At 46.7% G+C, this 23,904-nt stretch carries 22 protein-coding genes; 6 read left to right on the top strand and 16 right to left on the bottom strand.

Annotated features, from left to right (window positions below; translation table 11 throughout):
• Positions 1–10: 10 nt before the first annotated feature.
• Genes VP97_RS04020 through VP97_RS04005 form a run of 4 tightly spaced genes read right to left on the bottom strand, consistent with a single transcriptional unit; the run spans position 11 to position 5,603 of the window.
• Positions 11–1,489 (bottom strand): NCS1 family transporter, encoded by a 1,479-nt coding sequence (locus VP97_RS04020; protein ID WP_050180391.1) that lies wholly within the window; start codon positions 1,487–1,489, stop codon positions 11–13.
• Positions 1,490–1,517: 28 nt separating this feature from the next.
• Positions 1,518–2,930 carry a dihydropyrimidinase gene (gene hydA / locus VP97_RS04015; RefSeq protein WP_050180390.1) on the bottom strand — a complete coding sequence of 471 codons (1,413 nt, stop codon included), beginning with the start codon at positions 2,928–2,930 and terminating at the stop codon, positions 1,518–1,520.
• Between the two features lie 19 nt (positions 2,931–2,949).
• Entirely contained in the window at positions 2,950–4,212 is a 1,263-nt protein-coding gene (preA, locus tag VP97_RS04010; RefSeq protein WP_050180389.1) for an NAD-dependent dihydropyrimidine dehydrogenase subunit PreA, read from the bottom strand.
• A 14-nt stretch (positions 4,213–4,226) separates the two neighbouring features.
• Positions 4,227–5,603 (bottom strand): NAD(P)-dependent oxidoreductase, encoded by a 1,377-nt coding sequence (locus tag VP97_RS04005; RefSeq protein ID WP_050180454.1) that lies wholly within the window; start codon positions 5,601–5,603, stop codon positions 4,227–4,229.
• A gap of 174 nt (positions 5,604–5,777) precedes the next feature.
• Here VP97_RS04005 and VP97_RS04000 point away from each other — a divergent pair, with 174 nt between their 5' ends.
• Together VP97_RS04000 and VP97_RS03995 are read left to right on the top strand one after the other, a co-directional pair.
• A complete protein-coding gene (locus tag VP97_RS04000) occupies positions 5,778–6,269 on the top strand; it encodes a hypothetical protein (protein ID WP_050180388.1) in 492 nt (163 codons plus the stop codon).
• Position 6,270: 1 nt separating this feature from the next.
• Complete coding sequence (locus VP97_RS03995) at positions 6,271–6,648, top strand: hypothetical protein (protein WP_050180387.1); 378 nt, start codon at positions 6,271–6,273, stop codon at positions 6,646–6,648.
• Positions 6,649–6,662: 14 nt separating this feature from the next.
• On the opposite strand, the gene VP97_RS03990 is transcribed toward VP97_RS03995, so the two are convergent.
• The 5 genes from VP97_RS03990 to VP97_RS24435 form a co-directional block, all read right to left on the bottom strand.
• A complete protein-coding gene (locus VP97_RS03990) occupies positions 6,663–7,889 on the bottom strand; it encodes a Zn-dependent hydrolase (protein ID WP_050180386.1) in 1,227 nt (408 codons plus the stop codon).
• Between the two features lie 147 nt (positions 7,890–8,036).
• Positions 8,037–8,867: a D-amino-acid transaminase gene (dat, locus tag VP97_RS03985; protein WP_050180385.1), complete on the bottom strand. Its 831-nt coding sequence runs from the start codon at positions 8,865–8,867 to the stop codon at positions 8,037–8,039.
• Between the two features lie 37 nt (positions 8,868–8,904).
• Entirely contained in the window at positions 8,905–9,903 is a 999-nt protein-coding gene (locus VP97_RS03980; protein WP_050180384.1) for a class I SAM-dependent methyltransferase, read from the bottom strand.
• A complete protein-coding gene (locus VP97_RS24440) occupies positions 9,893–10,546 on the bottom strand; it encodes an FAD-dependent oxidoreductase (protein ID WP_050180383.1) in 654 nt (217 codons plus the stop codon). Before VP97_RS24440 ends, VP97_RS03980 begins: the two co-directional genes overlap by 11 nt.
• Positions 10,547–10,558: 12 nt before the next feature.
• Positions 10,559–11,218, bottom strand: coding sequence for an FAD-dependent oxidoreductase (locus VP97_RS24435; protein WP_050180382.1), 660 nt, complete (start codon positions 11,216–11,218; stop codon positions 10,559–10,561).
• A 112-nt stretch (positions 11,219–11,330) separates the two neighbouring features.
• On the opposite strand from VP97_RS24435, the gene VP97_RS03965 reads away from it, so the two are divergent.
• Positions 11,331–11,798 carry a GyrI-like domain-containing protein gene (locus VP97_RS03965; protein ID WP_050180381.1) on the top strand — a complete coding sequence of 156 codons (468 nt, stop codon included), beginning with the start codon at positions 11,331–11,333 and terminating at the stop codon, positions 11,796–11,798.
• Positions 11,799–12,039: 241 nt separating this feature from the next.
• Here VP97_RS03965 and VP97_RS03960 read toward each other — a convergent pair whose 3' ends face one another.
• A complete protein-coding gene (locus tag VP97_RS03960; protein ID WP_050180380.1) occupies positions 12,040–12,843 on the bottom strand; it encodes a ZIP family metal transporter in 804 nt (267 codons plus the stop codon).
• 189 nt (positions 12,844–13,032) lie between these two features.
• On the opposite strand from VP97_RS03960, the gene VP97_RS03955 reads away from it, so the two are divergent.
• On the top strand, positions 13,033–13,908 hold the full coding sequence (locus VP97_RS03955; protein ID WP_050180379.1) for a cation diffusion facilitator family transporter: 876 nt from the start codon (positions 13,033–13,035) through the stop codon (positions 13,906–13,908).
• Positions 13,909–13,969: 61 nt separating this feature from the next.
• On the opposite strand, the gene VP97_RS03950 is transcribed toward VP97_RS03955, so the two are convergent.
• On the bottom strand, positions 13,970–14,302 hold the full coding sequence (locus VP97_RS03950; RefSeq protein ID WP_050180378.1) for a hypothetical protein: 333 nt from the start codon (positions 14,300–14,302) through the stop codon (positions 13,970–13,972).
• Between the two features lie 727 nt (positions 14,303–15,029).
• Here VP97_RS03950 and VP97_RS03945 point away from each other — a divergent pair.
• The gene (locus tag VP97_RS03945; RefSeq protein WP_050180377.1) at positions 15,030–15,809 is read left to right on the top strand and encodes a Cof-type HAD-IIB family hydrolase; all 780 of its coding nucleotides are present in this window, start codon (positions 15,030–15,032) and stop codon (positions 15,807–15,809) included.
• 395 nt (positions 15,810–16,204) lie between these two features.
• Here the strand turns inward: VP97_RS03945 and VP97_RS03940 are convergent, their stop codons facing one another.
• The 4 genes from VP97_RS03940 to fdhD form a co-directional block, all read right to left on the bottom strand.
• Positions 16,205–16,993: a formate/nitrite transporter family protein gene (locus VP97_RS03940; protein WP_050180376.1), complete on the bottom strand. Its 789-nt coding sequence runs from the start codon at positions 16,991–16,993 to the stop codon at positions 16,205–16,207.
• Between the two features lie 73 nt (positions 16,994–17,066).
• A complete protein-coding gene (locus VP97_RS03935) occupies positions 17,067–17,684 on the bottom strand; it encodes a helical membrane plugin domain-containing protein (RefSeq protein WP_050180375.1) in 618 nt (205 codons plus the stop codon).
• Positions 17,677–20,664, bottom strand: a complete 2,988-nt coding sequence (fdhF, locus tag VP97_RS03930; protein ID WP_425388440.1) for a formate dehydrogenase subunit alpha — start codon at positions 20,662–20,664, stop codon at positions 17,677–17,679. Before fdhF ends, VP97_RS03935 begins: the two co-directional genes overlap by 8 nt.
• Before the next feature lie 248 nt (positions 20,665–20,912).
• Positions 20,913–21,704 (bottom strand): formate dehydrogenase accessory sulfurtransferase FdhD, encoded by a 792-nt coding sequence (fdhD, locus tag VP97_RS03925; protein WP_050180374.1) that lies wholly within the window; start codon positions 21,702–21,704, stop codon positions 20,913–20,915.
• Between the two features lie 120 nt (positions 21,705–21,824).
• Between fdhD and VP97_RS03920 the strand changes: the two genes are divergently transcribed.
• Positions 21,825–22,697, top strand: coding sequence for an NAD(P)-dependent oxidoreductase (locus VP97_RS03920; protein WP_050180373.1), 873 nt, complete (start codon positions 21,825–21,827; stop codon positions 22,695–22,697).
• 154 nt (positions 22,698–22,851) lie between these two features.
• Here the strand turns inward: VP97_RS03920 and yidA are convergent, their stop codons facing one another.
• Positions 22,852–23,661: a sugar-phosphatase gene (yidA, locus tag VP97_RS03915; protein WP_050180372.1), complete on the bottom strand. Its 810-nt coding sequence runs from the start codon at positions 23,659–23,661 to the stop codon at positions 22,852–22,854.
• Between the last annotated feature and the right edge of the window lie 243 nt (positions 23,662–23,904).

Below are 23,904 nucleotides of genomic sequence, written 5' to 3'. Positions count from 1 at the left end.
CCCACCTCTTTTACAATTTTTCATTGGCAGCAGGCACCATTTCATCGGCCGCTGCCTCCCTTTCTGGAAGAATAACCCAATCACGACCAACTGTTACACCAAGATATTTCTCATCACTCGGATCTTCGAGTTCAGCCTGCTTGTAGGTTTGGAACCACCAAAACTTCGCTAATACATAATAAGCGGCGGCGCCGACTGCAAAGCCAATAAAAAACGAATACGTGGAAAATATAATCGCAAGTGCCCCGCCTATTATCCAGGAAATAATCCCAGCCCAGTTAACACCGTAATGGTACCGGTACTGCCCATCCATTTCAAATAAGTCCGGTACATTCACGCGGCGCTTACGGATTAAGTAGTAGTCAGCAAACAAAATGCCGACAATGGCGGAAAGCACACCGCCCATAATGAGCAGAAATGGCATAAGTATGTTGAATAAATTCCACGGCTGTGTCACCATGCCAATGATTCCAGCTGCGAGCACCCCTGCATAAAAAGGTACTTTCGGCCCGCCTATGTTTGAAAAAACGGTGGCCGCTGGTACAAGATTGGCCGCTGTGTTTGTAGACCACTGGGCAAATACGATCAGTAGCAGAAGAATAGCCAGCACAATTCCACTTGATGCTTCCTGCAAAGCGGCCACCGGATCGTAGTTGCCGACTGCAATAAATGCTACGCCCCCGATAGCAACGACGAATGTTTGTGTAATCGGCATGGCAATTAAACTGCCGACAAGAACACTTTTGTTGCGCTTAAACCAGTTTTGTTCAAACTGTGGCGCTTGAATAAAGCGGGAAATCGATGAGATATCAGCAGCAAGCGTGGACCAGTATCCCATATTGGCCAGAATAACGACCATAAACGCATTAAACAGCAGGCCGCCGCTGAGCGGATTCTCCACCCAGGACCAAACGTTTTTATCCGCTGCAGCTGCCTGGTCGGAGAGTGTAATGTACATCCAAATCGAAATTAAAATGATAACCGGTGCTGCCAAATCTGCAAATTTCTCAATCGATTTGATGCCGATAATCGTATTGGCCACCTGCACCGCGACAAACGCTAAAAAGCAGATGAACCAGTTATCAAAGCCAAACAGGACATTTAAAATGCCGTTGATCGCCAGCGCCCCAAAATAAGTGTTGATTCCAAACCACATAGATGCCGCAATGCCGCGGATCGCTGACGGTATATGTGTACCGATTGTTCCAAACGGAGCCCGCATATAAACGGGGAAAGACAATCCATGCTCAATACCAATATCGGCGATAATTGAAATAAAAGAGCCAATCAGCACACAGCCGATAAAAGAAGCGGCAAGCACCCATGAAAGCGGCATTTGTTCAACTGCTGCTCCCCCAATAGCAAAAGCAGCTAACACAACCGCCATCCCAATCCATATCAGTGCAAAACCAAACGTACCGATTTTGCGGTCCTGATGGGCAATTGGCAATAAATCCGGCGATTTCAAATAACGGCTGGGCTCTTTCATTCGTGATTCCTCCTCTTTCAATGGATGATTATGGAGCAGTAACCGCCTGACGTGCCTGTGTACTGCTGTATCGGCTTCGCTTAATGTATTGTCCGCTTCCCGGCTTGCCGGTAAACTCGCCTTCCCGGACTACAAACTCGCCGCGTGAGAGCACGGAAACCGGTTCACCGGTTACCTTCATTCCTTCAAACGCACTGTAATCTACATTCATGTGATGCGTCTGGGCGGAAATGACCCGTTCTTTGTTTGGATCAAAAATGACGATATCTGCGTCACTGCCGATGGCGATCGTCCCTTTTTGCGGAAACAAGCCAAACAATTTCGCTGACCGGGTCGAAACGAGATCCACGAATTGGTTGATGGAAATGCGCCCTTTTTTCACTCCTTCTGAAAACAGGAGGCTGAACCGGTCTTCGATGATCGGACCGCCGTTTGGAATTTTGGTGAAATCCTCCCTGCCGAGATCTTTCTGTCCGTTAAAGTTAAACGAGCACTGATCAGAACCAATCGTCTGCAGCTGGCCGTTTTTTAATGCGTCCCACAGCACATCCTGATTCCATTTTTCACGGAGCGGCGGTGACCAGACGTATTTAGCGCCTTCAAAGTCCGGCTTTTCCAAATCATGCTGGTCGAGAAGCAAATATTGCGGACATGTTTCGCCCCAGACTTGGAAGCCTTTTTGGCGTGCTTCTGCAATTTTATGTGCCGCTTCAGCACATGACACATGGACAACATACAGCTGGGAATTGGCAAGACCGGTCAGCGCGGCTGCCCGCCCGGTCGCTTCCCCTTCTACTTCCGGAGGGCGTGTGAGCGCATGATAAATGGGCTCGGTATGTCCTTTTTCCAGTGCATCGGTCACAAGATAATCAATCACGTCGCCGTTTTCCGCATGCACCATGACGAGAGCGCCGTGTTCTTTTGCTGTCAGCAGCGTGCGAAAAAGTGTTGCGTCATCCGCCTGGAAAACATTTTTATACGCCATAAATACCTTAAAGGACGTAATGCCTTCCCTTTCAATGACCTCTGGAATTTCAGCCAGCACCGCATCGTTTACTTCTCCAATCATGAGGTGGAAGCCATAGTCGATAACCGCTTTATCCTTTGATTTCTCATGCCACGTATGGATTGCTTCTTGCAGCGGCTCTCCTTTGTTTGTCAGGCAGAAGTCAATCACGGTCGTTGTGCCGCCAAATGCCGCGGCGATTGTACCCGTTTCGAAATCATCAGCTGTAACCGTTCCGCCAAATGGCATATCAAGATGCGTGTGCGGATCAATACCGCCAGGGAAAATGTAAGCACCTTTTGCATCGATCACTTCATCTGCTTCATCATCAAGCCGGGCACCAATCTTGGTAATTTTGCCGTTTTCAATAAGCAAATCTGCTTCATATTGATCTGCTGCTGTGACAATCACACCATTTTTAATGATTTTTTTCATTTTCATTCACTCCTTTTCATTAAACAATCGGCTGTTTAATCGCGATCTGGCGTTCATTCCACGTCATTGGCGGACCATTTGGAATTTCGATCATATCGATTGCACCGTCCACCGGGCAGACAATCGAGCAAAGATTGCAGCCGACACAGTCCTCCTCGCGCACCTGCAAATATTTATTGCCGTCAGCAGACGTCAGCATATCAATACACTGATGCGCCGTGTCTTCACAGGCAATATGGCATTTGTTGCAGTTGATGCACGTATTCCGGTTAATATGGGCTACTACCTTGTAATTTAAATCAAGATTGCCCCAGTCGGAGTAGCGCGGGACAGTCCGGCCAATTAATTCTTCAACAGAAGCAAGCCCTTTGCTGTCGAGATAATTGCTCAAGCCGTCGATCATATCTTCTACAATACTGAATCCGTGGTGCATCGCCGCTGTACACACCTGCACGCTGCCCGCGCCCATTAAAAGAAACTCGGCTGCGTCCTTCCACGTGCCAATGCCGCCAATGCCTGAGATTGGCACATTAATTTCAGGATTACGCGCACATTCTGCAACCATGTTCAAGGCAATGGGCTTCACCGCTGGGCCGCAGTAGCCACCATGTGCTCCTTTTCCGGCTACATTCGGTACGGTATTCCATGAATCCAGATCCACACCAGCCAGGCTGTTAATCGTATTAATCATGCTGATAGCATCTGCCCCGCCCTGAACCGCTGCCCAGGCTGTAGCGGTAATGTCGGTAATGTTCGGTGTCAGCTTGACAATAACCGGCGTACGGGCTGCTTCCTTTGCCCACGTCGTCTGCTTTTGAACCAGATCTGGCACCTGCCCGGATGCGGCACCCATTCCCCGTTCCGCCATGCCATGCGGACAGCCAAAGTTCAACTCAAGCCCGTCAACCCCGGCCGCTTCTGCTTTTTTCACAATTTCATGCCATTTTTCCTGTTTCGGTTCCACCATGAGAGAAGCAATCACTGCATGATTGGGAAATCGTTTTTTCGTTTCATAAATTTCTTTTAAATTCACTTCGAGCGGACGGTCGGTAATTAATTCAATGTTGTTAAAGCCGGCTACCCGCTGGCCGTTAAAATGCATTGCCGCAAACCGGGAAGACGTATTGATAATTGGATCTCCAAGTGTTTTCCATACCGCTCCGCCCCAGCCTGCTTCAAATGCCCGCTGAACCTGGTAACCGGAATTGGTCGGCGGCGCGGATGCAAGCCAGAATGGGTTTGGTGCTTTAATACCTGCGAAATTTACGTGTAAGTCTGCCATATGGATCTCCCCCTTTAAGATGTTTGCACCATGCTTAAGCCAATAAGCTGTTTGTAAATCGAGTAAGCAGCTTGTTTCCCCTGCTCTGCCGCTGTGACGACCATGGCGTCTCCTTGCCCGTCACCGAAAATCACATCGCCTGCTGCGTACACTTTCGGGTTAGACGTTTGAAGTGTAGCGAGGTCCACTTTGACCGTGCCCCACTTGTGTGTTAAACCGAACGCTTCAATAAGAGAAAGGTAACGCGTCTGGCCAATAGCACAAACAACGGCATCGGCTTCTACCGTAAATTCGGACCCCTGGACTGGTGTGGGCCGGCGGCGGCCAGATTCATCAGCAGCACCAAGCTCCATTCGGAGACAGATTACCCCTTTTACTGCACCTGCTTCATTTTTCACAATGCCGACCGGCTGTGTGAGCCAGCGAAATTCCACTCCTTCCTGCTTGGCGAACTCGTATTCAAATTCGTACGCCGTCATCTCTTCTTCTGTTCGGCGGTACAGCATTTTCACATTGGCAGCACCAAGCCGTACTGAACAGGTTGCCGCATCGATCGCTGTATTGCCAGCGCCGATGATTACCACTTTTTTACCGATTAAATGAGTATCCATAGGAGGTGTTTTGGTGGATTCAACAAATTCGATTGCATCATATACTTCTTTTGCGTCTTCCCCCCCAATGCCGAGAGGCGGAACATTTGCCATGCCAATCGCAAGGACTACCGCGTCATATTCGGCTAACAGTTCATCAGGGCTGATATCCCGTCCAACCATTGTGTTTGTGCGAATCTTGACACCTAAGCTTTCTACCTGCTCGACCTCCCACATCGAAACGCGCTGCGGAAGACGAAATGAAACAATACCGTGCGTATCGAGGCCGCCCGCTTTATCCTTGGCTTCGAAAATAGTGACCTCAAATCCAAGACGCGCCAGCTCGCGCGCTGAAGACAGTCCCGCCGGCCCACCGCCAATAATGGCCACGGACTTGCCGTTTTTTTCTCCCGCCTTAAACAGCTGTGCGCGATTATGTATTGCCCAGTTCGTGGCATGACGCTGCAGGTTGCCGATCATGATTGGCTGTGATGCATCATTCAGGACACAGGCACCCTCGCACAATTCTTCCGTCGGACAAACACGCGCACAGCTTGCACCGACTGGATTGGCTTCCATAATGACTTTCGCCGATCCTTTTAAATTGCCAGAAGCGATTTTTTTAATAAATGATGGGATGTTAATAGAGGTGGGACAAGCAGTAATACAAGGCGCATCATAACAGTACAAGCAGCGGTTCGCTTCATCCATTGCTTCCTTGGCAGTTAAATCCGGTTCGATCTCTTGAAAATTTTGGGACAGGTCCGACAGTGAAATAGAACGGTTCTTCATTCGATTCATGTGCATTATTTATTCCCCCTTGCATGTTTTCTGTCTATTGATCATTTATTGATTGCATCTTAAAATATTTATACAGCAAACAAAAAAAGAACACATCATTTTTGATATATTTTCTGACAAAGGATATTCATTTGGTGTAGGATAAAGAGACTACCAACGGAAGAAGTGACAGATGTGAAAAAGAATGAATTGGAGCAGCGAATCCATGAATACGAATCCGAGCTTGAACAGCTTCGCATCCAGCTGGCAGCTGTCGCTGAACAAGAAGAAGAACGCAGACGGTTCGTCTCATCCAAGGAAATCATTGAGCTTATCCAAAAGCAAACCGGCCGCGAATTAAATATGTCAACGATTAAACGATGGGCAGATGAAGGCTATCTTGGTGAGGTGCTGGATGAAAAGCAGGCTTTCCCGGCACTGCGCACAAAGCAGGGAAAAAAGCGATTCCTTTATCCGAAAGAAGCCGTATACAGCTTCCTGTACGAAAAAGGGTATTTAGCTCCTGCTTTTGATGTGCTGGACCGGGTGCTTCTTGGGCCGGAGTATGCGATGGTTATGGATGCGTCGCTGAAACGAGGAGAATTTCGCTATACCGTTCAGATAGAATCAACATTTGAGATAAAAACCGGCGTAAAAGAAGCCAATTTGCGAAAAGAAGAGGTGTAAGATGAAAGCCAAAATTGCCGTTCCAAATACGCCGGCTTGCCAGGAAAAAGCCCGGCTCATTCGAGATGAAAACCGTAACAGTGGTCATCCCATTACCATTTCCTTTTCCAGCGATGCCAAGGAAATTTTTTTCGAGGGCAGCCTCATCCAGGTGCCTGACAGTGTTTCCTTTGACTTGATCACGGTGCTCGAAGGACAGGTAAAAAAACGTGAAGGCGGTTATGATGTTCAGCAAGCTGATAGAGGAAAAACCATTAACCTGCATTTGGATGCCGGCCTTGTCGCCGAGCTGAACGAAATCCGACAGCACGTAATGAGTAAAACACAGCACGATATCATTCTGGAAATCTTTAAAAAAGGACTCGATCACTATAAGTGATCGAGTCCTTTTCATCAAATAAGTGAAAGCACAGTGTCCAATAGCACATTGACTCCTCTTTCGCAGTCTTCCCACGACGTTAATTCATCCTCATCATGGCTTTTTCCATTTACGCTTGGCACAAAAATCATCGCTGACGGAATGTAGGAAGCCATAAACTGTGCATCATGCCCCGCCCCGCTGACCATCCTTTTATGAGAAAAACCGAGTGAGGCTGCTGACTGTTCAAATGCATCACAAAGTGCCGGCTCAAACCAAACCGTATCACGGCTCCACAATTTTCGGGGTGTTACCTCGCATGCTGCTCTTTGTTCAGACTCCTGCATCTCCTGAATGATTTCTTCTACTTTTTTAATGACCTCAGCTGATGTATGCCGTGCTTCCAATGAAAAAACAACCTTGTTTGGAATGACCGTATGAATATTCGGCGACACATTCACGCGGCCGATCGTATATACGAGGTCATCACCCAGCGCCGCCAGTTTTTCTCTGGCTTCCTTCATTAAATCTACAGCCGCAAACAGGGCATCGTTACGCATCGACATCGGCGTCGTGCCGGCGTGATCCGATTCACCTGTCACTTCAATTTCATAACAGACCATACCGAGCACACATTCAACAATCCCAATCGACAAGCTTTCTTTTTCGAGGATGGGTCCCTGCTCAATATGTAATTCCAAGAAAGCCGAGGCTTCCTTCAGCCTGTTTTGAACGGAGCCCTCGTAGCCAGACGATTGCAATGCTTCCTCGAATGTAATGCCGTCTGCGTCCTTTTTTGCGAGCATTTCCTTTTTGTTAAACTTTCCGGAAAGCACCCCTGACGCCATCATCGACGGTTCGAATCGGGCGCCTTCTTCATTGGTCATATTCATGACTGCAATGGGCATGATCGACTCCACGCCGTTTTCTACCAGTGTCCGCATCACTTCAAGCCCTGCGGCCACACCCAGCACCCCGTCAAAGCGCCCGCCTTTTTTTACCGAATCAAGGTGTGAGCCCATCACAACCGGCGGCTTGTTTTCCCGTCCCGCAAGCATGCCATACATGTTTCCCATGTCATCGACTGATACAGCAAGACCGATCTCCTCGCAGCATGACCGGAAATAGTCACGCGCTCGCCGGTCCTCTTCCGATAAAGCCAGCCGCGTGACCCCGTTTCGCTCGGTCCGGCCGAAATCCGCAAACGACTCAAGGGTTTTCTGTAAACGCAAACCATTAATCTTTAATTTTTGATCGTTCATATTGCATTACCTCCCAAAAATATTTTTTAAAATAACGCAATTAATAAAACGTATTTTTCATTATGGCATATCCTTTTCAAATTGAATAGATTATTTTCAGAAAATTCTATTCAAAAATAAAAAAAGCCTCCCGTTAAGGAGACTTTTTTATACTCTCTTCATAAATGCTTCATAAATTTTTTTCGTTATTTCCCCTGGTTTTCCATCGCTTATCGTTTGACGATCAACAGAGGTGACGGGCACAATTTCAATGCCTGTGCTTGTTAAAAACACTTCGTCTGCTTCGAAAACAGCGTCGGGTGAAAAAGCTTTTTCTTCTACTGGAATGTCAAGCTCGGCTGCGATATCGATCACAGCCATCCGTGTGATACCGTGTAAAATGTGCTTTGTCGCCGGCGGCGTAATGAGTTTTCCATCTTTAACAAGAAACAGATTTGAACTTGATCCTTCCGTGACTACATTATCACGGACAAGCACTGCTTCGAATGCTCCCGCTTCAAAAGCCTCCTGCTTCGCCAGCAGATTGGGCAGAAGATTAAGTGTTTTAATCCAGCAGTTTTGCCAGCGTTCATCGGGCATAAGCTTAATGCCGGCCCCTTCTTCACGTAGCGTTTCATCCATCATTCGAAACGGCTTAACAGTCATTGAAATTGATGCCGGCACGTTCGGAAACAAATGGTTGCGCGGTGCAATCCCGCGTGTTGCCTGCATATAGATGTCGCAGTCTGCCAGCCCGCTTCGCTCGATCAAGTCTTTTGTAATAGCCTCAATGTCTTCCCGTGATTGGTCCAGGTTCAGCTTGATGGCTTCCGCGCTTCGGAAAAAGCGGTCCAAATGCTCCTTCATCATAAATGGACGTCCGCCATAAACACGAATATATTCATACACTCCATCGCCAAACTGATGTCCGCGTTCATCAATTGGCAGCACCGGATCATCAGAGTTAATAACCTGTCCGTTTAAATATCCAATCGCCATTTTATCCGCCTCGCTTTAGTTGTTTCTCCTATTATACTTATTTTTTTGAAAAATTTATACAATACCAGCTTCCTTCACGCACGACCGTTTTAATGGACTTTAGCTCAAGGCCTGCTGATGCTGCATCCCGAATTAGTTCCTTCTTTCGAGGCAGTGGATATAAATTTTCATGTGCTTCCATAAATGAATTAAAAGCGGCTGAAAACCGCTGCCCTCCTCGTTCAAGGTAAAGCGGCGTGATCATAATAACCGTTCCGTTTTGATTAACCAGCCTGGATACGCGTGCAAGCAGCTCTTTACGCGCATCTGGAGAATAGTAATGAAGGAGGTTATTCATCATAATGACATCAAAAAATTGGTCTGGCACTTCCCATGTGTTAATATCTGCATAATAAAATTTCACTTTTTCAGCGAGACCTTTTGTTTCGGCTTGTTGACGGGCTTCGTCAACACATTCCCTGCTGATGTCCACACCGACAAAAGTTCCCTGCTTCATTCGCTCAGCCAGATTCATCAGGTAGCCGCCTGTGCCACATCCGATATCGAGTACCCATTGCGGCTTTTGAGCGTTGATTTCTGACAGAACGTGGCCAAATGCTCTTTTTTGAATTAAAGCCGAAGTCGCTGCTACTGTTTTGCCGAAATCTTCTCCGTTAAACTGTCCTTTTTGATTGGACTCCATCATCTTAGGATAACTCATTAAGGATGGCATATGCATTTCAAACAATTCCTTCAGCAGCTCGCCAACCGCCTCATTACTTCCTTGAGAAAAAAATTTCAGCATTTTTTTCGAAGGGATCAGCCGGTCACCCTCTTTTTTCAAATGACCAAGCACCATGCCGGTATCGGCCCATGAACGTAGAAGCGTTTCTTCATAGCCGTAGTCAGCTACAAGCGATTCTAGCGTGGCGCCGCTGGCCAGCTTTCGGAATAAATCAAGCCGGTAGCCGACATAAGCCTGCCACGTTGGCAAAAATGGTTCATTTTTCTTGAGCCAGTTTCTTGCTTCCCACATGCTTCGATATTCAGCAATCATTCCAGTTCCCCCTCTTTTTCCATGGATAATCATCCTGTTCTGTATATTGATGCTCTTTTCCGTTCACCTTCGGCAGAATACTTCCCGGCAAAAGCCCAATTTGAATAAAGCGGTCTAGAAGTGTTTCCTTCCAGACACCAAGTCCTGAAATATTGAGCATATGCTTATAGTGAAGAGCAGGTATACGCTCAATTCTTTTCAGTACGTGAGAACGCACGCGCGGCCATGGTCCCTGCCAATACGAGTAAGCAAGGGCGGACAAATGAGAAAGAGACGATAAAAATTCAGCACGAGGCTTACGTACCTGTTCATACAGCTTCAGCTGGGCAGCATCCAGGCAGCGGGCTCCATACATGTAGGAAAGCAGCTCTCCAAGTGTAAAAGCATCTTGAATGGCCAGATTCATCCCTTCTCCCGCCATGGGGTGAACCGTATGGACAGCATCACCTATAAGCGCGCAATTGCCCTCTATGTAGCGATCCGCATTGTGACGTGACGGGATCATAAGCTGAATATCTTTCCATGTTTTGATGTGCTGTACATATCCGTCAAGCTCAGGCTTTAAGTCGATATAACAGCGGTAAAAGGAATCAAGACCGCTTCGTTTCATTTCCTTGTATTCTGTTTTTTTAATGAGGAGCACTGTGCGCACCCTCTAATCTGGAAGAGGAAAAAGACCAAGGAAAGAATGGCCTCTCACAATCATTTCGCCTTCTGTTATACTCTCAGGCCGGGGAAAGGTAACGGTTAAAAAGTAGTGGTTATACTCCGTTTCGGTCAACTGAATGCCAAGGCTTTTACGGACTGGCGAAACTCTCCCTTCCGCCCCAATAAAAAAATCCGCTTTTATTTCCAGTTCTCCCTGCTGTTTATGCGTAACGAGGGCAGTTCGTTTTGGGATACCTTCTTCGCGGAATCCGTTGAATTTTGCCGGATTTAAAAAGTGAAAAGACGGGTATGCTTCTGCACACCTTCGGATGATTTCTTTCAGCTCTTCATGAGGCACCATAAGCGCTTTGTTAAAAGAATGGTCGATCTTTTCGTAATGGTATTTTATTTTTTGGAGAACCCGGCTGCCATCATACTCTGTAATAGAAGTTGTCCGAATCGGGAATCCAGCCGCTTCCACTTCTTCCAAAAGGCCGATTCGATTCATCAATTCTAAGCTCTTGGGCTGAAGAAGCTCTCCTTTGTACTTGACTGACGGTTTAGCATCTTTTTCAGCAACGGTTACATCGATGCCATTTCGCGCAAGCATCAGTCCGAGCAGAAGACCGGAGACACCGCCGCCGGAAATAAACACATTCGTTTTCACAAGGACCTCCTTGTATAACGTTTGTTCATCGTTTTTACAATTGCTATTCCCAAAGGAAACGGTGTGAAAACATTTAAAAGCGGGAAAAGGAGAGGAAAAAGGAGCTGAGATCATGAATCCGAAACTTGTAGATGTACGTGCGGTCACAGTAGTGGGCTTTGAGATGAGCGGTACAGAAGAAGAAATCGCCGCTATGCGCCCAGAATGGAAAAAACGATTTTTAGAAACGGCCAGCCAGATTCCAGCCCAAACAGACGGATACTTAATGGATATTTGCTTGAAACGAGCTGGACAGCTGTATACGCACTGCATCGCCATGGAAGTGAGCCATATTGATATTATCCCATCTGGTATGTCGAGTTTAACGATTCCGGCCGGCTCTTATGCGCTGCTTGAGCTTCAGGGAAAAACGACCGGGATAAAAAGCGGGTTTCGGTCTATTTTGGCATGGGCACGCGAACACCGTATACGCCTTGACCCCAATGAGTTTCGGATTCATGTTACCGTACATGATGAACACCATCATTTATACTGGCGGCTGGCGAATAAGCGAAGTGAAGCGGCTGAAGAAGCAGTTTAAATTGTTTGGAAGGAATTCTAACAGACTCGCTGACAATCCTTCTCTGCTTGTTCATACTAAACGTATGAACTCGGACGGACAAGGAGGAATCACCATTGACAGACGAAAATACGGAACGAAAACCTTCTATTTATTTACCCGGCTTAAACTTAATTATTTTTTATGAATTGAAAAGAAAAAAAACAGTCCCAGTTCTTCATTAAGAATTGAGGCTGTTTTTTTATGCCTTCCGATTTCCTCATTATCCAAGTGCCACGTCCAGCACCATCATAAGGGCAAAGCCAACCATAACGCCCATTGTAGCAAGGTCTGTATTGCGCGAAGATTGTGATTCTGGAATTAATTCTTCCACTACAACAAAAATCATCGCACCAGCAGCAAAAGCGAGTGCATAGGGCAAAATAGGTTGAATAAACAGGACAGCGGCAGCACCGATCACCGCAGAAATCGGTTCAACGATTGCAGAAGCCTGGCCATAGTTAAAAGCCTTCAGCCTTGACATGCCTTCTCCCCGAAGCGGCACAGATACTGCTGCGCCTTCCGGCATATTTTGGATTCCGATCCCAAAAGCCAGGGCAAGAGCAGCCGCTATCGTCGCGCCATCCATATGTAAAGAAGCTGCGCCAAACGCAACGCCAATAGCCAGTCCCTCCGGAATATTATGCAGCGTAATCGCTAAAAATAAAAGCGTCGTTTTCTTCAGTTTTGTAGATGGACCTTCGCCCTTTTCACGCCCAATATGTACATGAGGCACAACCACATCAAGCAGGCGTATAAAAAGGCCGCCCAGCAAAAAGCCAATGACCGGCGGAAGCCAGGCAATCTGTCCGCTTTCTTCACTGAATTCAATGGCCGGTGCCAGCAGTGACCAGAAAGAAGCGGCGATCATTACGCCAGCCGCGAAGCCAAGCATCATTTTCATGATGGATTCTTTAATGTCGCGAAAGAGAAACACAACGGCTGCGCCGAGCGCTGTCATACCCCAGCTGATGATACCACCGGCTAAAGCCTGCAGCGCGGGGTGCAGGCTGCTGAATGTATCCATTGTCTTCACCACCTATTTATTATTCTTTATTCTTTTCCCTGTTATTTTGCAATTGACTCTCTTTTTTGTCAAAAAGAACAATTTTAGCACGCAGGCAACTTGTTGAGACAGTGGCAATCATGTTGCCGTAGACCCACCCAAATGGGGGCTGGTATAGTATAAACACTAACTTTTCTGGAGGAACCATAGGTGGAAACAGCATATGAAGATTTAAAAAAGGGAGAACGCGGTGCATGGATCAGCATTGCAGCCTATTTATTCCTGTCAGCAGTAAAATTGACCGTCGGCTGGATCGGTAACTCTGAAGCTCTAAAAGCAGATGGCTTAAATAACTCAACAGATATTATTGCTTCTGTCGCCATTTTAATTGGCCTGCGAATTGCCCGCAAGCCACCGGACGAAAATCACCGATACGGACACTTCCGTGCAGAAACGGTCGCTTCCCTTTTAGCCGCTTTTATTATGGCATCCGTGGCGGTTCAAGTTCTGATTTCAGCCGGACAATCACTGTTTCAAGCGAACCATGAAACGCCTGATATGTTCACGGCCTGGACAGCTTTGGGCGCCGCGCTTGTTATGTATGGAGTGTATTTATACAATATACGCCTTGCAAAAAAAATTAACAGCCAATCCATTTTGGCTGCGGCACATGACAACCGCTCAGATGCTCTTGTCAGCATAGGCGCTTTTATTGGGATTATCGGGTCACGCCTGGGCCTTGGCTGGCTTGATACACTTACTGCGTTTGTGGTTGGGTTAATTATTTTAAAAACAGCCTGGAGCATTTTCTCGGAAGCCTCTCTTGCCCTGACCGATGCATTTGACCTTGATAAATTAAAAGGTATGCAGAAAACTGTCGAAAAAGTACCAGGTGTCCGTGGCGTGCCGAGCATTAAAGCACGTTCTCACGGAAATATTACCTTGGTAGATGTCGTTCTTCTTGTCGATCCGGATTTGAACGTTATTGAAAGCCACGACATCACTGAATATGTAGAGGAAGCACTGCTGCAGGAGCATGACATCCGCCTTACCCATATTCATATCGAACCAGACGGCCGCAGTTAAGTGCGCCGTCTTTTTTCGAATACGAAAAAAAGCGGCTGCTTGAAAAAGCATACCGCCTGCGTTAAAAATACTTGGACTGCTTAAGTACTTTTCTTGTTTCATTTACGTATTTCATTAGTCTGTACGGCTTACTGATGACCCGCAGCGGCATACCGGAAACAAATTTACTTAAATCCTGTTTATATTCCTGTGTCATTCGTGAAGGCTTTGTTGAAACACGGTTGTACACTTCTTTATACAATTCTTTTTTCGCATCGACCTTCATGCCTGTCATCCGGTGGCATTCCTCACATTCGATGCTTTGAATTTTATTATTTACATACACAACCCGGTGAATGGTTTCATCATGACAGCGCGTGCAATAAAGGCCGGCTTCCATCTCGGAAATTTTCATTAAGCCTCGCTCCTTCACACCTATTTCTATACTCTTTTATTATATGCACCCTGCAGGCTCCGCAAACATCGTCGTCTTCCCAAAACAAACTTAGTATTGAAAAACAGCGTCAGTAGGCTGTGGGCTGGCAGCTGCGCTAACAGCAGGGACGAAAGCTGAACCGGCCTGTCCGCTCGTCCTGCGGAAGTCTAAGCTGGCAGCCCTCCGCCCGTTATGCTTCTGAAAAATAAAGAAGTTGAAAGAGTTTTTCTGTTTTTTTCAGCAAAGAGGGAGAAACACACTGGGTTTCACTGGCTTTCTTTCCTACCCACAAAGGCGGCAGGCGCGGGGCAGAGACTCCTAAAGGACTAGCGGGACAGGTGAGTGAGATCGACTTTGCCGCGAAGTGACGAAGGCAAGCTCACCGCCTGCCCCCCTGGAAAGCGGAGCCCCGCGAATGCCGCCCTTTCTATGCTTCGGCTAAGAACGGTCACTACACATTTAGGTTTTGAGGATAACTCAACTGAATAACATCATATTTCAACAGAATGGTTATTTTCCCAAAACAAATTACTATTTGATCAAGCAACAGTCCGTTGAAAAACACGCGCCACTTTTTTTGCTGAATACTCCATTTAAATACAGGCTATTTTTTAAAACAACACATTATATAACGAATGTTTCATTTGTTCGATCTGCTTCCATTTGCTAGTATATAAAGGGAAAATAAAACGTGAAGGGGATTTTTATGAGCCAAAAAATTATTTTTTTTGATATAGACGGTACATTGTACGATCATGACAAAAAGCTGCCGGCTTCTACCCGGCAGGCTATCCGTGAGCTTCAAGAGCGTGGCCATGAAGTAGCGATTGCCACAGGGCGTGCGCCATTTATGTTCGAAGACCTGCGCAAGGAGCTGGGTATTGAAACATTCGTTAGCTACAACGGTCAGTATGTTGTTTTCAAAGGAGAACCGCTCTATAAAAACCCACTTAATAAAGAAGCTCTGCTCCGCTTAACGGATGTAGCCGTCGAACGAGAGCATCCTGTTGTGTTTATGGATCATGAAGATATGAAAGCCAACACGCCTGAACACGAGCATGTCACCACTGGAATTAGTACATTGAAAATCAATTACTTTCCTGAGCATGATCCGAACTACCATGAAGGGCGCGACCTGTATCAGTCCCTTTTGTTCTGCCAGGACCCAGAAGATAAAGAATATGAAAAAGAATTCCCGGAGTTTGATTTTGTCCGCTGGCATCCTCTTTCTGTTGATATCGTGCCGGCAGGCGGCTCTAAAGCAAAAGGGATTCAAAAAGTGATCGATAAACTTGGCATTTCACCCCAAAATATTTATGCGTTTGGAGACGGCTTAAATGACGTGGAAATGTTAAAGACCGTGGTAAACAGTGTAGCAATGGGCGATGGACACGCCGAAGCAATCAACGCTGCCAAGCACGTAACAACGAACGTTGATGCAGATGGGATTTTAAACGGGTTAAAAATGGTTGGACTGCTTGATTAATTAAAAAAACCACTCTCTTTATGAAGAGAGTGGTTTTTTGTTGAAAAACAAAGAAGGGCAAGAGGAAATTCGTTTTTTCAAAAAGTATATGTAGCATGTTTCTTTTTTAGCTTGCCAGAAAGCCTCCTCTTAAAAAAAACAGCGTCAGTGGGCTGCGGACTGGCGGCTGTACTAACAGCAGGGGCGAACGTTGAACTACCCGCCTGCCCCTTGGAAAGCGGAGCCCCGCGAATGCCGCTTTTTCTATGCTTCGACTAAGAACGGACACACATAGGGGATCAAGCCAGACCGAAAATGTCCATAAACAGTCGGATTCTGAGGATGATACAGCTGGATAACATCCTATTTCAACAGTATTGAAACCACTCTCTTTGTGAAGCGAGTGGTTTTTTGGGTTATTTATCGGTCGCTACGGAGCTTCTCGACACATAAGCAATCCAATATACCATGGCCACAAAAACGAAACCACCGACGGCATTTCCCAGGTATACCGGTACAAAGTTTTGCAGAAAGTCCATCCAGGTTAACTCTCCGGCAAAAATCGCTGCTGGAATCACAAACATGTTGGCGACAATATGCTGAAATCCGATCGCGACAAAGCCCATAATCGGAAACCAGATGGCTAAAATTTTTCCGCCGATATCGTCTGCGCCGTATGCGAGCCAGACAGCCAGCCCTACAAGCCAGTTGCAGCCGATGCCGGAGATAAAAGCCGGCCAAAAAGCGGTGTCTACTTTAGCATGAGCGGTTAAAACGGTTTTGTCCAGGTACGGACCGGTTTCTGTCAGTCCAACTACGTGGCCGAAAAAATAGGCGACAAACAGAGCGCCGATAAAGTTGCTGATCGTAATCCAAAACCAGTTATGCAGTAACCTTGAAATGGTCACTCTTTTGGCCAGAAATGCCATTGGAACGGCCATCATATTGCCGGTCAGCAGCTCCCCTCCGGCAATGAGGATTAAAATAAGGCCAAGCGGAAAAACGGCTGCGCCTAAAAAAGAAGCGAACGATCCCCATTCATGCGGAACATCAGCCGATACCCGGATCGCTAACAGGTATCCAATTGAAATAAAGGCGCCTCCTAAAAATCCTAATACAAGCATTTGAGGAAGCGGAAGCTCTGTTTTTGTTTTGCCTGCTTCTATGGCCGCCTGGGCAATTTTCTTAGGGGGATAATAAGCCATCTGAAGCCCTCCTAATGTGTAATAAAAAAGCAGTGCGTTCAATCTGTATGCTTAAACACACTGCTTTTTCTTCTTATTGATGGTGAACAACGTCGTATTCAAGAGATTCTGAATCTGTTTTATCTGATTGCTTTGATAAAAGAACAACGCTGGCAAGCGACAGGCTTGCAGCTAAAAGCCAGCCCTTTTTTCCTTTTTTCTTCTTTGGCACAGGCTGCGGCTTTGGCGCGCCTGCTCCCATTCCCTTAAGGAACGAAAGAAGGAATACGAGCGCTTCTTTTGTTTCCGGAGCGGCCAGGGTCCGAAGCATGGAACCGTAGCCCGCTTCTTTATTTTCTGAGCGGACAGCGTGATGTAAGCCGCCGTTGATTTTTTCAATAAACGGATTCATGTCTTCAATATTGATTTTTCCCAGCGAGCCAAGCAGAAGCAGGCTGTTTTTAATGATTTTCGCGACTTCAGGCTTGTCCGTTGCCCTAACCAGCACATCCAGTACCTCATCGCCTTTATCAAACAAGCCGGTTACCACATCCAGGCCACTGCGGTCTTGAATTTTATCCAGCATATGCAGAAAATCTTTGATGACTTCTTTGTGTTCAATGAACAATGTTCCCAATTCTTCAAGGTCCCGGCGGCGCTGTTCTTCTTCACTGATTTCCAGGCGGCGTATCGCCGTGATTGCTCTAGCCACGCTTCGACACTCCTTTCGTTACCAGGTCACCAGGGAATACATAATCCGGCCGCGCCCACTTTTTCTCGACCTGCACGCCGATTTGCGGCTGCGGATTTCCGTTGCGATGATTGATTCTTGGCAGTGGGTTGTCCCCTTTTGCAGATAGAATTTCCATCTTGGCGCTGATTTCTTTATACGCCGGCGTGTCCGTATCTTTGTCCGCTTTACTGCTTGTTAAATAGTTGATCGCTCCTTCGCCCTGGCTGTTCATCGGCAGGTACACTTCTTTGCCTTTGACCCGGTCTGTAACAAGACATGAAACCTTTACGCTTCCATACGGTGACGTCAGCCGGACAACGGTTCCGTCTTCCAGCCCCCGCTCGGCCGCAAGCTCCGGCGATACCTCCAGGAAGACGCTCGGTGTTTTTGAAGAAATACCAGCAGATTTATACGTCATGTTCCCTTCATGAAAGTGCTCCAAAAGCCGGCCATTGTTCACATGAAGGTCATATTCTTCCTCGTATTGAATTGGCTCGGTCCACTCGACCGGATAAAGACGTGCTTTGCCGTCCGGGAACGGGAACAGCGTTTTAAAGAGCAGCGGTGAATCAGTCCCGTCTTCTGCTACCGGCCATTGCAGGCTGTTGTAGCCTTCAAGGCGGTCATAGGTGACACCTGAATAAATTGGCATCAGGCTTGCTGCCTCAGCCATAATTTCGCCTGGATGCGTGTATTCCCAGCCGGCACCAAGGCGGTTTGCGATTTCCATAATGATCTGCCAGTCCGGTTTTGAATCGCCCATCGGCTCGAACACTTGATACAAGCGCTGAATACGACGTTCTGTATTTGTAAAAGTGCCCTCTTTCTCAAAAGACGGGGAAGCTGGCAGAACGACGTCGGCAAACTGAGCCGTTTTAGATAGGAAAATATCCTGTACCACAAAGAAATCCAGTTTCTCAAAAGCGGAATGAACGTAGTTTAAATTTGAATCTACTAAGCCCATGTCTTCGCCTTTTAAGTACATTAGTTTTACGTTGCCTGCATGGATGCCAGACACCATTTCATGGTTGTTTAAGCCTGGCTCCGCTGGAATTTTTGCGCCCCAGCTTTTTTCATATTTAGCGCGGACAGCGTCATCCTTTACGCTTTGATAGCCCGGGAAGCGGTCCGGCATACTGCCGAAATCACTGGCACCCTGTACATTGTTATGGCCGCGCAGCGGGTAGCTTCCGGCACCTGGTTTTCCGTAGTTGCCGGTAATGAGGAGCAAGTTCGATATTGCTGTACTCGTGTCACTTCCGCCCATATGCTGTGTAACTCCCATTGCCCAGAGAATGCACGTTGATTTTGTGTTGTGAATGGTTTCGGCAATCGTAATCAGTTCCTGCTTGGAAATACCCGTTACTTGCTCGGCGTACTCGAGTGTATACGGCTGAATGCTGGCAATATATTCTTCCATGCCGTTGACCCGCTTTTGCAGGAATTCTTCATCAGCCCAGCCCTGGTCAACAATATATTTGGTTACAGCGGACAGCCAGACAAGATCGGTACCGGCTTTTGGCTGAATAAACAAATCAGCCCGGTCAGCCATTTCATTTTTTCGAAGGTCCGCAACAATCAGCTTTTGGCCAAACAATTTATGGGACCGTTTAACCCGTGTAGCAAGTACAGGATGGGACTCAGCACTGTTCGCGCCGACAATTATCACAAGGCCGGCCTGTTCAATATCCGTGATCGAACCAGAGTCACCTCCGTAGCCGACTGTACGGAACAGCCCGACTGTTGCTGGTGTCTGGCAGTAGCGTGAGCAATTATCGATGTTGTTTGTGCCGATGACGCCGCGGGCAAGCTTTTGCATTAAGTATGATTCTTCATTTGTACATTTTGAAGAAGAAATAAAGGCCATCGATTCAGGACCATATGTTTCTTTTATATTTTTAAATTTCGTTTCGATCAGCGAAAGAGCTTCGTCCCATTCTGCTTCCCGGAATGTCTCTCCGTCGCGGATAAGTGGTTTTGTCAAACGCTCTTCACTGTTCACAAAATCCCAGCCAAACTTTCCTTTTACGCAGGTGGAGATGCCATTTGCCGGTGCTTCTATCTGCGGTTCCACTTTTAAAATATGCCGATCCTTTGTCCAGACGTCAAAGCTGCAGCCCACGCCGCAATAGGTACAAACTGTTTTTGTTTTTTTAATACGCGTCTGACGCATCGCTGCTTCTACATCAGAAATCGGCATAATAGAGCTAAAGCCGGTTTCCGCGTTTTTCGTCAGCTCAATCATTGATTTTAATGTGTTTTCTTTGATTCCCGTTAAAAAGCCAGCTTCCCCAACCATGCCTTTTTCCATCATAGCGTTACATGGGCAGACCGTAGAACAGTGTCCGCACGATACACATGAAGATTCATTGATGGGACGACCATCATCCCACACAACACGTGGACGCTCTAAACTCCAGTCAATAGACAGGGTTTCGGTTACCTGTAAATCCTGGCATGCTTCTACGCAGCGTCCGCAAAGGATACACTGGTCGGGATCGTACCGGTAAAATGGATTGGAGTTATCTTTTACATAAGGCTTTTCTTCAAACGGCTCACTCTGGTGTTCAATTTTCATTTGCTTCACGGTATTATGCACTTCACAGCCGCCATTGTTATAATCACAGACCGTACAATACAAATCATGATTGTGTAAAATACGGTCCATCGCAATGTTTTGTATCCGCTTTACATCTCCAGAAGCTGTGTCAATCACATCCCCATCTTCAATGTGGGTGGAGCAGGAGCGGACAAATTCCCCGTTTACTTCAATTAAGCATGTATCACATGTTTCAATGGCACCCAGCTGCGGATGGTAACAAACATGCGGTACGTCAACTGCCTGCTCTTGAAGAGCCTGCAAAATTGATACCTCTCCCGGAATACTCATTTTCTGCCCATTAATGGTTACTTTTACGTATTCGGTCACAGCGAAAACACCCCTCTTTTTCATGATCATTGTGCTTGTCCCTTTTTCACGTTTTGTATATTTACGAAAGACTTTCTAAAAATACCCTTTCAGAAATAGAACTAAACAAAAAAAGACAGCATGCTGATGTGCGCATGCTGTCTGCTTCTTTCGTTTCCCATCGAAAGAAATGCCATTACTACCATATAGAAACGACCGTTATATTCGTTTCCCATCCCCTTTGTTTCAAAAGGAAGCCTTTTCATGTAAGCGTTATCTATTATAGCAGAGGCCTTCTTTCATGGCAAGATGATTCGCTCCGGCCTGGTGTACACATTCATAGAGCCGCCCCGGATAAAACCGACGGTCGTAATACCCAGTTCTTCGGCTGCCTGCAGAGCCAATTCTGTCGGTGCTGATTTTGACAGAACCATTTCACAGCCGATCTTCGCTGCCTTCAATAAAATCTCCGATGAAATCCGGCCGCTGAACACAAGAATTTTCCCCCTCGTCGACACTCCGTTCCGCAGACAGTGCCCGTACAATTTATCAAGTGCATTATGCCGGCCGATATCCATTCTTTGAAGGAGAATACCGGATTCATCGCAAAGAGCCGCATTGTGAACGCCGCCTGTTTCTTTAAAAACACCGGCTTCCTCCTGCATCCTTTGCATAAGCGAAAAACAAAGATCTGGTGCTGCTTTCACATGAATGTCATGTCTTTTTTTCGCGGTAAGTGCATCGTTCGCAAAAACAAACCCCTGCCGGCTCATTCCGCAGCATGACGTCACGTATCGCTTGTTTTGCAGCTGCTCAAAAAAAGGATTTATACGCGTCAGCTCTACGTGAACAAAGCCCGAATCGTCCATTCGCATTTGACCAATGTCCTCGTACCTGCGAATCACCCCTTCTGATGCTAAATAGCCTATGACCATATCTTCTATGTAAGAGGGTGTGCATACCATTGTGACAAATTCTTTGCCATTTATCTTCACGGTCACCGGCTGCTCAGTTACGATGCTGTCTTCAGCCTGCTCTGCTTTTCCTTTTTCAAAACGGAGCACTGCTCGTTTCGTTTGAACATCTTTCATCCTGTGCTCCTCCTTTATTCCTCCTTAGCATTTTACCACTCAGCGTAAAATCTAAAACAACCAAATCGCTTTTTTGGTACAATGAAGAAGAAAGCAATTTTTGGAAGGAGTCGAATACATATGAGCAAAACCGTTGGATTTATTGGAACAGGTGTAATGGGGAAAAGTATGGCTGGCCATTTAATGCAGGCCGGCTATCCGGTTGTTGTGTACAACCGGACAAAAGCACGCGCGCAGGAGCTGCTCGAAGCAGGTGCGGCCTGGAAGGATACACCGGCAGAAGTAGCAAAAGAAGCCGATGTGATTATTACCATTGTCGGCTACCCAAGCGATGTAGAAGCTGTTTATCTTGGAGAAAACGGAATTTTAGCAAATGCAAAACCAGGATCATATGCAATCGATATGACTACTTCCAGCCCGCTTTTGGCCGAAAAATTGTATGAAGAAGGAAAGAAAAAAGAGATCCACGTTTTGGACGCGCCCGTATCAGGCGGTGATGTCGGTGCCAAAAACGGAACACTGACTATTATGGTCGGTGGTGACAGTACTGACTTTGAAGCCGTAAAGCCCGTGCTTGAAGCAATGGGACAAAATATTATTCTTCAGGGCCGTGCGGGTGCAGGACAGCACACGAAAATGTGCAACCAGATTGCCATTGCCTCCAACATGATGGGTGTTGCAGAGGCGATTGTGTATGCGGAACAAGCCGGCCTTGATCCGGAGCAGGTGCTTGGCAGTATCGGAAGCGGCGCCGCTGGCAGCTGGTCACTGGCAAATCTCGCACCACGCATGATCAAAGGGGATTTCGAGCCCGGCTTTTACATCAAGCATTTTATTAAAGACATGAATATTGCGATCCAATCAGCAGAAGCTATGGGGATGAACACACCAGGCCTTGCACTGGCTAAATCTCTTTATGACAAGCTGTCAGAGCAGGGTCATGATGAAAGAGGCACGCAGGCCATTTACCTGCTGTTGAAAGGTGAGGGCTGAGGCTGACGGCCGGAAAATGCCCTTTTGAGCCGGAATCGCTGCGGCTCCAGTCGGAAAAATAAAAAACAGGCCGGATTTTACCCGGCGATGGCCGGAAATTTCTTTTTCCGGCCATCACGGATTAAAATCCGGCCCAAATTATATTTATCCGGCCTTACACAAGCACCAATTCACGAATTACATGGGCAACTCCATGCTCGTTATTGGATTTTGTTTGATAATCTGCTGCTTCTTTCACCATTGGAATTGCATTTTCCATCGCTACGCCGCAGCCCGCAAATTGAATCATGGACAAATCGTTTCCATTATCGCCAATGGTCATAACTTCTTCGCGTTTAATGCCCAGCTTTTCGGACAAGCGCTTTACCGCATTTCCTTTGCTGACTTCGCGATGTAAAATTTCCAGATAAAACGGTGCGCTTTTTACCATCATGTATTTATCATTGATTTGGGCAGGAATCGCCGCAATGGTCCGGTCCAGACGTTCCGGCTCATCAATATACATGACCTTTGGCATGGCAATGTCAGTCGGCACTTCTTCTACCGTTGTATGCTGGAATGGAATTTTCGTAATAAACGCTTCATGTACGGTATACGGGCTGATCAGTTTGTTCGTCGTATATAAGTACTCAGCATCAAAAAAGTGCATCGGTGTATCAAGCGTCAGGCTCAGATCATGCAGCGTGCGGAAATCCTCATAGCCAAGCGACTGCTTAAACACTACTTCGTTGGTATTTGTATTTTGTACAATAGCACCGTTATAAGCAATTACATAATCTTCTTCATCCTCAAGACGGAGATCCTTTAGGTACCGGCGAACACCGGCAAGCGGACGACCTGTGCAAAGCACTACCTTCACACCGCGTGCCCGTGCCGCATCAAGGGCATTGCGGACTTCATCCGTCACTTCATGATGATCATTTAACAGTGTTCCATCCATATCAATCGCAATTAATTTGTACATTTCCTATACGCTCCTGTCTATGCAATCTACTCTTCATAATAAACGAGCCTCACCGCGTGGGCAAATCACGTATCCGCCCTTTTTTGTTTCCTTGTGGCTTTTCATTCTCTATGTACAGCACTTTAGAGAAAATCGATACCTTTCAGCGAAAAACAACTGCGGTTTTGTTTTTTATTTTTTTCAGTTCCGTTTAGTTCAGTTCAGTTTTGTCCACGTATCGTACTACGTATCGTCCCGCGTATC

The sequence above is a fragment of the Domibacillus robiginosus genome (genome assembly GCF_000966195.1).
GTDB classification, from domain to species: domain Bacteria; phylum Bacillota; class Bacilli; order Bacillales; family Domibacillaceae; genus Domibacillus; species Domibacillus robiginosus.
Note: the sequence above shows the minus strand (reverse complement) of the source record. Positions and strands in the feature narration are given on the sequence as shown.